Raw genomic sequence first — 12602 nt, forward strand, 5'->3', positions numbered from 1 at the left:
GATGCTTGGCACTTCACCTGAAAATGTAAATATGAATATATGCTACACACCCTTCGAGGAAAGCCCAATTAGCTGCTTCAATTTATCAGGTACTCAACTAGTTTTTTCAGGGTTAAAAAAAGAAAGCGGCCCATTTAACAACCAAACCATCAGTTATCAAACCGACATATATGACCATAGAGTCTACGAACCATATATCTTTATCAACACTGAACGATCCTACAAAAATAATCGCCCTAAAATCAGCTATCTGAACATCTCAGAGCTATGGTGGCGCCATTTCTTGAGCTCTCGACAGGAAGCAATTGCCGTCGGCAACTGCTCGGTAAGAATACGAGTTATCTGGCCAGCACCAGATGCTTTTCCCGAAATCTCCAACTTCGAAGATTTCGATCAATTTGAAAAGGGCTGCTTTGAGGTATCAGCCTGTATTGATGAGGAATCGGAATATTTCTTATACCCGAAAGTGGCTAGCGACCTAATCCACCATGTAATTAACGAAAGAAAATGGATTCAGGCGAACCACGGAAGTTATTCAGTTGACAGAGAATATAGTTTTTATACGGCGATAACTCCCAGTCACTTACTGCATATTTCTTTTCGCCCACAGGGTTACTGGTCTCAAGGGGTCGAACCACCCAAACAGATACTAGACAAGGTATTCGCCAGCTTTTGGGACTTTATGGACAAGCTATCCATTATCGAAGATAAATCCCAGCAAACCAGAACTCCGGGCATTGAGTTGAGAGGAGAGATGCTTGAACGCCACCGGTTGAAACAGGAACAAGCTGCAAGCGAGCAACACGCAAGTGGCTGGGGAAGTGAGGATCACGAAATGAGTGGCTGGTAGTATTGCACGTCCAATACAGAAAAATGCTGCCACATAGCTCAGACCTTATTTATTCCGAACTAGTGGGCAGCAAATTTTTCTGTTCTTCGAAGACCAACAGCCAGCTCAGGACTTTTTATCCACCCCGAGCTCACCCAGAGTACGCGCCATATCTTCAGCACTGGTGGCAGGCTTGATATCACGATCGATCTTCAGAATATTGCCATCCTTGCCGATGTAGATCGTCACACGTTTCGCCATATTCAGCACCGGCATTTTCACATCGTAGGCTTCTGCAACCTTTCCGGTTGGATCACTCAGAAGCGGGAAATCCGCCTTTTGCTCATCCGCAAATTTTTTATTGTCTTCGACCTCATCGGTACTGGCCATAAAGTAAGCCACATCGTAGGCGCGGATGAGGTCGCCATTTTCCGCCAGTGACTTGCACTCGATTGTGCATCCCTTGGTAAACGCTTTGGGATACCAGGCAACCGCCACCGCCTGCTTGCCTTTGTAGTCAGACAAAGTGTAGGTCTTGCCATCCGAACCCTGCAGTGAAAACTCCGGCGCAGGATCACCCACTTCCAGCGCCATCGCCGGGGCGGCCAACAGTATCGCCGAGAAGAAAGCCAGTATCGTTCTCATATTTTCTTTCTCCCAAAATGAAAAAAACCATTGCCACCGGGTGGCAATGGTTTTCAAGGTTACACCTTTAGGCAGGGTTTAACCATTTTCGGGGGTCGGCAGTGTGGGGTAAGCTACAATACGCGTTTGAGCAGGGCTCACGGCACGATTGACTTCCGGGTTTGCCCAGTCGCGATAGATATTGATACGCGGCGGGAACAGTAGGCCTTCGAAGTCGCGGAAGGACTCACGCTCCAGGATGATGACCTCACCCTCTGACGCCTGCAGGCCCAGCCACTCACGCTTGCGACAAGCTTCGGTCGGACAGCGGGTTACTGTCAGCATATTGTCGGAGACAGTCCAAGTGCCCGGCAGGCGGAAATCCATCACTTCGGAGGTATTGCCGTCACCGTCTTCATCGCCCAGGTCGAAGTAGAACTGCACGTTGTTAGAGGTACCATCCTCGTTGAACTCCCAGCCAAAACCGGATCCCTCAACGTACTGGAATTCCCCGTCTTTCCAGAAGTCATTGATCCAGCCATTGACGAAGGTTGCCCAGTGGCGGCCGGCTTCGGTTACCAGTGTTTCCGGAGTCAATACTGCACTCTCGTCCTGCCAGGTACCGAAGTTGTAGCTGAAGGCGATCAGCTGGCCTTCGCTATCGAAGGTGCGCAGTGAAAATGCACTCAGCTCGCCCGCTTCGTCAATTTTTTGCGCGGCAAGCGTGGTGCCATCGTTAAAGGTAGCCTGTATCTCATTGTCCACCAGCTGCCAGTTAAAGGTACGTTCAGACAGGTGCGCAATGCCAGTACCGCCTTCGACGAATTCCAGCAGGTCACCAGCGTAGCTGGTTCTGGCCTCCGGGCCGTTGTAGGTAGACACTTGATACTCGTAGTAGCTGTCAACCGCCCAGCTACTTTCCAGGTCAGCAGCAACAATCGGCAACGCTTTGGACGCCGTCGCATCGCGCAGTAACTGCTGGCCACTGCTAACTTCGTCCGTTTTATCCGGAGCAGTAAGGCCGGTATCGAGCATATCGAAAGCGAGGTCGTAGATGCTCTCGAAAGAGACAGTATCGATAATCGCGCCGTCTACCAGACGAGTGAACTTGATGCCCTTGTCGCTGCGATTGGCACCGATCTGACCAGAACCAGTCACTTCCGACCACTGAATCGCCAACTCTTCACCCAGCAATTCTGCAGAAGCCGCGTAGTAGCCATAAGTCTCCAGCGGCTGGTCGTAGGTCACCACAATGGAGCCGTCTTCCAGGTCCCAGGAAAAGCTCTGCGTACCCTGTTCACTGGCGATGCTGCCGGTGCCATCGGTATTGAACTGGTAGCGATCACCGCCGCGGGACAGGAAGCCCGGTGCCGCTGCGAAAGTACCGTAATAAACATGGGCAAGCTTGTCAGCGGTGTAGCCTTGCACCAGCGCCGGGTCTTTTACGATCTGGTCCATGGCCTGGGTCAGGGCGTTGTCGTCCGGGTTTTCGCTGGTTACTTCGGCAACAAAGTTGTTGTACGCCTCGGTGTCTTGCACCAGGTCCACGACGCTTTCCTTGCCTTCCGGCAGGCTGTATTCCGGGTTGTCCAGAATGACCTTGATCACCGCGGCAATTTCCAACAGCACATCGGCGTCGATGGACTTTTCCGCTTCCGCCATCGCTTCGTCAGATGCGATTTCTTCACCGCCGTTGGCATCTACGGCCAGAACGTAACGGGCGGTGGTCACGTTGGTTACGTTGGCCTGGGTATCGCCTTCACCACCCAGGGTGCGGTCTTCGCCGGCGGATTCGATCAGGGTGCCGATTTCGCCCAGCAGGCTCACCAGCTCAATACCCTTGCCTTCGCTACCGTCGCCGCCAGTAGCGCTGACTTTTACGTAGCTATCCAGATCCAGAGTGGAGATCTCAAGGGTGTAGTTGCCTTCCGCATCTGCTACCGCCTGAAAATCACGGCCACCCAGGGTCACCGTCACGATTGCGCCAGGAATCGGCTCATCGACGACCTGGCCAGACAGGGATACCTGCTGATAGGCGTTGAAAGTGATGGAGCCGGACACATCGTCGGTGCCATCGGTCAGGGTAACGCTCACGGTTTCGCTACCGGCAAACGCGTCTGCCGGATCGTAGGTCAGCTCGAGACCATTGGCAGTCAGGGTGCCATTTTCCACGGAACCGATTGCTTTAATAGACAGCGCATCGCCATCCGCGTCACTGGCGTGCTCGGACAGATCCAGCTGCACAGCAGCGCCGTTCAGCGCATCGACGCTAACGGTGTTAAATACCGGAGCGGTATTTTGCGGAGTAGGGGTGATGCCCCCCTCATTGTTGCTGCCACTGCCGCCCCCACAGCCAGTGACAACGGCCGCCAGCGCGACGCTCAATATTCTGAGTTTCATTGTGCCCCCAATTCGCATGAACTAATTATTTTGCGGATAAAAAAGACGCAGCCCAAACGGAACTGCGTCACAAAACAAATGGTACACAAGTATCAGTTTTCAGCGCTAGTCTTTTAGGGCTAATTCGAGTGAATTCTTTTTTATTGGCCTTGCGATACCACATGGGCATAAAAATTAGCGCACAAAAAAAACGATTTGCATGCTTTTTATCTACGTATGGATTAGCAAATTAATGGCAGATTTATACAGGGAGTAAATCACTTCGCGGGGGAGAAAGAATCACGGGCTGGAAACATTTCAGGCTGCGATAGAAATAAATACCCAAAAACCCTACTGCAAGAAAAATAAATTATGAAATAAAGCTAAAAAACTCTGAAACGGAAAATATATTTCTAGTGCTTACAGTTATCGGCCACCGACGCCACATCATATCTTTACGAGCTGCTAAATCAGCTCATGTTGATGCCTACTGCTGATTAATTTTCTGCCACAGGATTCAGGGGGGACACTTTGGCGTTACCGTCACCCCAGGGAAAATGCAGCAAGCTCCTATAGAGGGGATGGAGGGGATGGAGGGGATCGTTCGTTATTGAAGATGACGAAATCAATTCGTGCGAATATTGAACTCGAAAAATTCAGCTTCAAGGGCGGCGGCGAGCGCCTGCTGTCCTTTCACACGCAAAATTTCCACAACACATTCTGCGGTGCAAAGGCCACCGGCCTTCTGATTACGCCGCAGCCGGTAACGGGAGCTCTGAGCAGAACCTAAACTGACACGGCTGACGCTTTGCAGATAAGGGCTTCGGTTGTACATTTTGCGTGCCTCCTGCCAGGTGCCGTCGAGCAAGATAAAGTTTTCACACTCTGCGGCATTGATCTCCTCTCCCTCAACCTCCGTAGTTGGATACAGCAGGCCGATGCCAGGCTTGTTCACGTCAGCCAGCAGCTCCTGGTCAGGAGCGGTACGGCTCCATACGATGCGCCGCACCAAGCCCACCCCGCCGCCGGCCACAGAGACTGCCAGGCTTCCGGTATTCGTCGGGCGATCTAGTTCGCGCTCATGTGTAAGCAGGATGATTTGCACAACCGTTGTCAGCAAAGTTTCCGAGAAACATCCAGCATACGATTGGCGAACCCCCACTCGTTGTCGAACCAGATCAGCACTTTCACCAGCTTGCCGCCGGCTACCCGGGTTTGGCTCGCATCAACGATGCCGGAACGCGGATCGTGGTTGTAGTCACAGGAAGCGAGTGGCTCTTCGGTATAACCGAGGACGCCGGCGAACTGGTTCGCGGCAGCCGTTTTCAACACGGAATTGATTTCTGCCTGAGTGACCTGTTTCTTTAACTGAACAGACAGGTCGATGGCGGAGACGTTGACCGTGGGTACACGCATGGCCTGGGCTTCGAATTTGCCGGCCATGTCGGGCAGGATGCGTTCAATACCACGGGCAAGTCCGGTATCCACAGGGATGATGGAATTCATCGCCGAGCGGGTTTTACGCAGGTCGGTATGGTGATATGCATCATTTACCGGTTGGTCATTCATCGCCGAGTGGATGGTCGTGATGACACCGGCTTCGATTCCGAAGGCTTTTTCCAGGGCCGCAATCACCGGTACGCTGCAATTGGTGGTGCAGGACGCGGCAGAGATGATCGCCTCGCTACCGGTAAGTGCGGTGTCATTAACGCCGTACACGATGGTGGCATCGACATCGCGGCTGGCGGGCTGGGAAAAGACCACCTTCTTCGCCCCGGCTTGCAGGTGCAGCTCTGCCCGCTCCCGCTCGCTGAAACTGCCAGTGCACTCCAGCACGATATCCACTTCGGTTTTGCGCCAGTCGAGATCTTCCAGGTCGCGATGGTGGGTCACCGCGATTTCATCCCCATTGACCCTGAGGCAATCGTTATGCACGGAGACGTCGCCGTGAAAACGACCGTGTACGGAATCGTATTTGGTGAGGTGGGCAATGGTGGCGCAGTCGGCCAACTCGTTGATGGCGACGATCTGCAATTGTTCGCGCAGGTTGGATTCGTAAAGGGCGCGAAGGACGCTGCGGCCAATACGGCCGTAGCCATTGATGGCAAGTCTTATCATAAATTCCGATCAGGGATTTGTCCCTGTAGGAGCCTGCTTGCAGGCGAATGAATCATTGTACAGATCTATTCGCCTGCAAGCAGGCTCCTACAAGGCGGCTACGGTTTACTTCACCAGGCTCTCAACCGCTTCAGCAACTTTCTCGGCAGTGATACCGAAGTGCTTCATCAGGTCGCCAGCCGGTGCGGATTCACCGAAGGTTTCCATACCAATGATCGCGCCGTCAAATCCGACGAACTTGTACCAGTAGTCCTTGTGACCGGCTTCTACCGCAACGCGGGCGCGCACGGAGGACGGCAGCACGGACTCGCGGTAGTCGGCGCTCTGGGCGGAGAAGGCTTCCGCACAAGGCATGGAAACCACACGCACTTTGCGGCCTGCCAGTTGATCTGCGGCGGCTATGGCCAGCTCCACTTCGGAGCCCGTGGCGATAATGATGGCTTCCGGTGTGCCATCGCAATCACGCAGGATATAACCACCCTTTTCGATCGCTGCCAGCTGGTCATCGGTGCGCGCCTGCGGGGCCAGGCCCTGACGGCTGAAGATCAGCGCGCTGGGGCCATCGTTGCGGGAAACCGCCATTTTCCAGCTTACCGCGGACTCGGTGGCGTCACAGGGGCGCCAGGTGTGCAGGTTCGGAGTCACGCGCAGGGCGGTGAGCTGCTCTACCGGCTGGTGGGTCGGACCGTCTTCGCCGAGGCCAATGGAGTCGTGGGTGTACACGAAGATCACGCGCTGCTTCATCAGCGCGGCCATGCGCACGGCGTTGCGAGCGTATTCCATAAACATCAGGAAGGTTGCGCCGTAGGGCACCAAGCCGCCGTGCAGGGCGACGCCGTTCATGATGGCGCTCATACCGAACTCACGAACACCGTAGTACACGTAGTTGCCAGACGCGTCATCTGCGGAGACACCCTTGGAGCCGGACCAGATGGTGAGGTTGGAACCGGCGAGGTCAGCGGAGCCGCCAAGGAATTCCGGCAGCAGCGGGCCGAAGGCGTTCAGAGCATTCTGGCTCGCCTTACGGGAGGCGATTTTCTCGGCGTCGGCCTGGCATTGCTTGATGTATTCATCAGCTTTCTGCAGGAAGTCCGCCGGCAACTCACCTTTCATGCGGCGCTCGAACTCAGCGGCCAGCTCAGGGTGGGTTTCCTTGTAGTCTTCGAAGATATCGTTCCACTCATCTTCCTGGGCTTCACCCTTGCCGCGTGCATCCCAGGCGTTGTACAGCTCATCCGGAATTTCAAACGGCGCGTACTTCCAGCCCAGGGTTTCGCGTACCAGGGCGATTTCGTCAGCACCTAGTGGTGCACCGTGGCACTCTTCACGGCCCTGCTTGTTCGGCGAGCCGAAGCCAATCACGGTCTTGCAGCAGATCAGTGTGGGTTTGGAGGTCTCCGCGCGGGCTTCCTCGATCGCAGCCTTGATCGCCTGCGGGTCGTGGCCATCTACACCGGCAATCACGTGCCAGCCGTAGGATTCGAAACGCTTGGGCGTGTCATCAGTGAACCAGCCTTCCACTTCACCGTCGATGGAAATGCCATTGTCATCGTAGAACGCCACCAGTTTGCCCAGGCCCAGGGTACCGGCAAGGGAGCAGGCTTCGTGGGAGATGCCTTCCATCAGGCAGCCGTCGCCGAGGAAGCAGTAGGTGTGGTGATCCACCAGCTCGTAACCTTCGCGGTTGAACTGGGCCGCCATGACTTTTTCTGCCAGCGCCATACCTACAGCGTTGGTGATGCCCTGCCCCAACGGGCCAGTGGTGGTCTCAACGCCCGGCGCATACCCATACTCCGGGTGACCTGGGGTCTTGGAATGCAACTGGCGGAAGTTCTGCAGCTCGTGGATGGACAGGTCGTAGCCTGAGAGGTGCAGCAGTGAATACAGCAGCATGGAACCGTGGCCATTGGAGAGCACGAAGCGGTCGCGATCTGCCCATTCAGGATTGGCCGGGTTGTGTTTCAGGTAGTCGTTCCACAGCACTTCGGCAATATCAGCCATACCCATGGGCGCGCCGGGGTGGCCGCTATTGGCTTTTTGGACTGCATCCATGGACAGGGCGCGGATGGCATTGGCCTTTTCTGTGCGAGACGGAGTAGAAGACATAGGGAATTCTCGGTTTGGGGATCTTCGGTTCATCAGATGCGCTGCGGGCCCGGCTCTGACGGCCAGTTTGCCGCTGTCTCCATATTTGCCGTTTACGATTCGACCGGGCGGCAAAACGGGGGACGTATTTTCCCGTAATCCTCCCCTCGGCGCAAAGGCTCTCGGCCCAATTACCGGTTGGGGACAGCAACATTTTCCTAACAATGCGCAATCTGATCACTCAGATGTTGAATGCTTACACGTTCATCAAATATTTTTAATACACCTAAATCAAAATACTTTGATATAGGCAGGCGGCACTGCTAGACTCCCCGCCATGCCTGACTCCAGTAATGCCCTCTCGGGCCAACAACCGCTTCACCGCGACCAGATTCCGCAACTTGCGGCGACCCTCAAGGCCGCTGGCGATCCGTTGCGCCTGGAAATTCTGCGCCTGCTGGCCCAGGACTCCTACAGCGTGCTGGAACTGTGCCGTATCTTCGATTTACGCCAGCCCGCACTCTCGCACCACCTGAAGGTACTCGCGCAGGCGGGACTGGTCAGCAAGCGCCGCGAAGGCAATAACCTCTTTTACCGCCGCACGGCGGGCAGTGAGCTACTGCAGCAGCTGTTTGCCGGTCTCGACCTGTTGCCACTGCCGGAATTCCGCGCAGAGACGGTCGCTCTGATTGCCGCCGAACGCGCCGAGGCCTCGCGCCGTTTCTTCGCCGATTACGGCAACCGCTTCCGCGAACAACAGGAACTGATCGCCAGTTATAGCGTGTACGGTCCCCAGGTAGCACAACTGCTGAAACCGGGCCGTCACGCGCTGGAAGTGGGCCCTGGCGAAGGAGAGTTTCTGGAAGAGTTGGCGAGCCGCTTCGGCACGGTGACCGCGCTGGATCTGTCGGAGAACATGCTGGAGCGGGCGCAGGAATTTGCCGATGAGAAAGGCCTGCAAAATATTGAGTTTGTGTGCGATGACACCCGCGCCGCAGCATCCCGCCCGGAGAGTGCGGACTGCATTGTGGTGAATATGGTGTTGCACCACACGCCGGAACCCGCGCAGATTTTTCACGATCTGCAAAAGTCATTGAAAGTGGGTGGGCAACTGTTGATTACCGAGCTGCACGATCACACCCAGGACTGGGCCCGAGATGCCTGCGGCGACTTGTGGCTCGGGTTTGCGCCCCAGCAGCTGGTTGAATGGGCTGCGGAAGTTGGCCTGCAGAAGGGGCGCAGCGTACACAGTGCCTTACGCAATGGGTTTCAGATTCAGATTCAGGAGTTTGTTAAGTCCTGAGCTTCGCAGCCCTTTAGTGAAGAGCTCTGCTTTAGCTCCGGGCGCCTGATCACCGGGTAGACCTTTTCAGAACCGCTGTAAACCCATCCCTGGGAGCTGCGGCGCAAACATCCTGTTTGCGACGCTTCTGAAAAGGTCTACCCGCTGCTCAGGCTTAACGAACGACCACTGGACTATGTAAGCGGCTTTGTAAGCGGCTTTCGTCCCGGGGTGCGAAGTACAGCAGTACAAATAGAAGGTCGAGGGGCTGGTGAAAGGTTTTGGAACCGTCGGCGACAGGACGTCGCCGACGGAGCGTACAGGGACGTATCCACAGCGATTCCAAAACTTTTCACCAGCCCCTTGGCCGCCACAGAACCAGGATCAGTGCTCAAAGCCAAAAAGCGACGAAGCACGAGAAGTTTTATCACCGCCAGCAGCGGAATAAATGGAGCGCAGCAAGCGCAAAGGAGAAACTCACAATGAGTGAATACAGCATCTTTACCTCGGAGTCCGTTTCCGAAGGCCATCCGGACAAAATCGCCGACCAGATTTCCGATGCGGTTCTGGATGCCCTGCTGGCGCGCGACAAGAACGCCCGCGTGGCCTGCGAAACCCTGGTGAAAACCGGTATCGCCGTCATCGCCGGTGAAATTTCCACGTCTGCCTGGGTCGATCTCGAAGATCTGGTGCGTAAAGTCATCACCGATATCGGTTACACGTCCTCCGACGTCGGTTACGACGGCGAGACCTGCGGTGTTCTGAACGTCATCGGCAAACAGTCCGTGGACATCGCCCAGGGTGTGGACCGCGTCAAGCCGGAAGACCAGGGTGCTGGCGACCAGGGCCTGATGTTCGGTTACGCGACCGATGAAACTCCAACTTTCATGCCCTCCCCGGTTTACTACGCCCACCGCCTGGTAGAGCGCCAGGCGGAAGCGCGTAAATCCGGCCTGCTGCCGTGGTTGCGCCCGGATGCGAAAAGCCAGGTAACCTTCCGCTACGACGAAAGTGGCAAGCCCTGCGCCATCGACGCGGTTGTACTGTCCACCCAGCACAACCCGGAAGTGGGCCAGGAAGACCTGCGTGAAGCTGTGATGGAACTGATCGTACACCACGTGCTGCCGGCCGACCTGCTGCATGAAAACACCAAGTTCCACATCAACCCCACCGGCAAGTTCGTCATCGGCGGCCCGGTAGGCGACTGCGGCCTGACCGGCCGTAAAATCATCGTTGACACCTACGGCGGTTCCGCCCGTCACGGCGGCGGTGCTTTCTCCGGCAAGGACCCATCCAAGGTAGACCGCTCTGCAGCCTACGCTGGCCGTTATGTAGCCAAAAATATCGTGGCCGCCGGCCTCGCCAGCCGCTGTGAAATTCAGGTCTCCTACGCCATCGGTGTAGCCGAGCCGACCTCCGTATCGATCAATACCTTCGGTACCGGCAAAGTCAGCGACGAAAAACTGATTGAACTGGTGCGCGAAAACTTCGACCTGCGCCCCTACGCGATTTCCAAGGCACTGGACCTACTGCACCCGATGTACCAGCTCACCGCCGCCTACGGCCACTTCGGTCGCGAGCCGTTCGAGCACACGTACAAGTGGATCGACAGCAACGGTCACGAGCAGACTGAAACCTTCACTGCCTTCCCGTGGGAAAAAACCGACAAGGCGGAGACCCTGCGCGCACAGGCCGGTCTCTAGTCAAACCCCATACACGCAGTCGTCATTCCGGCGCAGGCCGGAATCCAGGTGCCACTAAACTGGATACCGGCCTGCGCCGGTATGACGATAATAAAATTCAGAGAATCAGGTAATGAACCAAATGAGCACCGAATTCAAAGACTTTAAAGTCGCCGACATCAGCCTCGCCGACTGGGGCCGCATGGAAATTGAAATCGCCGAAGGCGAAATGCCCGCACTGATTACCCTGCGTGAAAAATACCGCGCAGAGCAACCGCTGGCCGGCGCCCGCATCATGGGCTGTATCCACATGACCATCCAGACCGCAGTCCTGATCGAGACCCTGGTTGCCCTGGGTGCTGAGGTACGCTGGTCGTCCTGCAACATTTTCTCCACCCAGGATCATGCCGCCGCGGCTATCGCTGCCAGTGGTATCCCGGTCTTTGCCTGGAAGGGCGAAACCGAAGAAGAGTACGAGTGGTGCCTGGAACGCACCATCGGTGCCGATGTGGCCGGCTGGCAGCCGAACATGATTCTCGACGACGGCGGCGACCTCACCGAGCTGCTGCACCGCAAATACCCAGAGCTGCTGGACAAGGTTCACGGAATTTCCGAAGAAACCACCACCGGTGTGCACCGTCTGCAGGACATGCTGAAAGCGGGCACCCTCAAGGTTCCGGCAATCAACGTCAACGATTCGGTCACCAAGAGCAAGAACGACAACAAGTACGGCTGTCGCCACAGCCTGAACGACGCCATCAAGCGCGGTACCGATCACCTCCTGTCCGGTAAAAAAGCGCTGGTTATCGGTTACGGTGATGTAGGTAAAGGCTCTGCCGCTTCCCTGCGTCAGGAAGGTATGATCGTGAAGGTCACCGAAGTAGACCCGATCTGTGCGATGCAGGCCTGCATGGACGGCTACGAGCTGGTTTCCCCGTATATCAACGGCGTCAACACCGGTGAAGCTTCCTGCATCAACAAGGAACTGCTGGCCAACACTGACCTGATCGTCACCACCACCGGCAACGTCAATGTGTGTGACGCAAACATGCTGAAAGCGTTGAAATCCGGCGCGGTGGTTTCCAACATCGGTCACTTCGACAACGAAATCGACACTGCTTTCATGCGTGAAAACTGGGAGTGGCAGGAAGTGAAGCCGCAGGTACACAAGGTTGTACGCAATGCGGAAACCAACGATCACCTCTTGCTGCTCTCCGAAGGCCGCCTGGTGAACCTGGGCAACGCGACCGGCCACCCGAGCCGCATTATGGACGGCTCTTTTGCCAACCAGGTACTCGCACAGATCCACCTGTACAACGAAAAGTTTGCCGACCTGCCGGCGGACCAGAAAGTTTCCGCACTGTACGTAAAAGTACTGCCGAAACACCTGGACGAAGAAGTAGCCAAGTACATGGTGGAAGGCTTCGGTGGCGTGATCACCCGTATGACCGACAACCAGGCCAAGTACATTGGTGTTTCCGTGGACGGCCCGTACAAGCCGGAAAGTTACAAGTATTAATAACCCTGGTTGCTGGATACCGCCCCGGATCAAGTCCGGGGTGACGGTGAAAACACCGGCATGACGATGAAGAAACCTACACCG

At 55.8% G+C, this 12602-nt stretch carries 9 protein-coding genes; 4 read left to right on the forward strand and 5 right to left on the reverse strand.

Features of this window, described 5'->3' with window-relative positions:
- Nucleotide 1 precedes the first annotated feature (1 nt).
- Nucleotides 2-850 (forward strand): hypothetical protein, encoded by an 849-nt coding sequence (locus LC093_RS12515; RefSeq protein ID WP_226665132.1) that lies wholly within the window; start codon nucleotides 2-4, stop codon nucleotides 848-850.
- Between the two features lie 105 nt (nucleotides 851-955).
- On the opposite strand, the gene LC093_RS12520 is transcribed toward LC093_RS12515, so the two are convergent.
- The 5 genes from LC093_RS12520 to tkt form a co-directional block, all read right to left on the reverse strand.
- Complete coding sequence (locus tag LC093_RS12520) at nucleotides 956-1474, reverse strand: peroxiredoxin (RefSeq protein ID WP_226665133.1); 519 nt, start codon at nucleotides 1472-1474, stop codon at nucleotides 956-958.
- 78 nt (nucleotides 1475-1552) lie between these two features.
- The gene (locus LC093_RS12525; RefSeq protein WP_226665134.1) at nucleotides 1553-3853 is read right to left on the reverse strand and encodes an Ig-like domain-containing protein; all 2301 of its coding nucleotides are present in this window, start codon (nucleotides 3851-3853) and stop codon (nucleotides 1553-1555) included.
- Nucleotides 3854-4457: 604 nt separating this feature from the next.
- The gene (locus LC093_RS12530; protein ID WP_319004927.1) at nucleotides 4458-4937 is read right to left on the reverse strand and encodes a tRNA-uridine aminocarboxypropyltransferase; all 480 of its coding nucleotides are present in this window, start codon (nucleotides 4935-4937) and stop codon (nucleotides 4458-4460) included.
- A gap of 8 nt (nucleotides 4938-4945) precedes the next feature.
- Nucleotides 4946-5950, reverse strand: coding sequence for a type I glyceraldehyde-3-phosphate dehydrogenase (gene gap / locus LC093_RS12535; protein ID WP_226665136.1), 1005 nt, complete (start codon nucleotides 5948-5950; stop codon nucleotides 4946-4948).
- Between the two features lie 105 nt (nucleotides 5951-6055).
- The gene (gene tkt, locus LC093_RS12540; RefSeq protein ID WP_226665137.1) at nucleotides 6056-8056 is read right to left on the reverse strand and encodes a transketolase; all 2001 of its coding nucleotides are present in this window, start codon (nucleotides 8054-8056) and stop codon (nucleotides 6056-6058) included.
- Nucleotides 8057-8372: 316 nt separating this feature from the next.
- Between tkt and LC093_RS12545 the strand changes: the two genes are divergently transcribed.
- The 3 genes from LC093_RS12545 to ahcY all read left to right on the forward strand — a co-directional run bounded on the left by LC093_RS12545 (nucleotide 8373) and on the right by ahcY (nucleotide 12518).
- Nucleotides 8373-9338 carry a metalloregulator ArsR/SmtB family transcription factor gene (locus tag LC093_RS12545; RefSeq protein ID WP_226665138.1) on the forward strand — a complete coding sequence of 322 codons (966 nt, stop codon included), beginning with the start codon at nucleotides 8373-8375 and terminating at the stop codon, nucleotides 9336-9338.
- A gap of 461 nt (nucleotides 9339-9799) precedes the next feature.
- Nucleotides 9800-11020 carry a methionine adenosyltransferase gene (gene metK, locus LC093_RS12550; protein ID WP_226665139.1) on the forward strand — a complete coding sequence of 407 codons (1221 nt, stop codon included), beginning with the start codon at nucleotides 9800-9802 and terminating at the stop codon, nucleotides 11018-11020.
- Between the two features lie 121 nt (nucleotides 11021-11141).
- Nucleotides 11142-12518: an adenosylhomocysteinase gene (ahcY, locus tag LC093_RS12555; RefSeq protein ID WP_413231508.1), complete on the forward strand. Its 1377-nt coding sequence runs from the start codon at nucleotides 11142-11144 to the stop codon at nucleotides 12516-12518.
- Nucleotides 12519-12602: the final 84 nt, after the last annotated feature.

It is taken from the genome of Microbulbifer aggregans (assembly GCF_020524005.1).
GTDB classification, from domain to species: Bacteria; Pseudomonadota; Gammaproteobacteria; order Pseudomonadales; family Cellvibrionaceae; genus Microbulbifer; species Microbulbifer aggregans_A.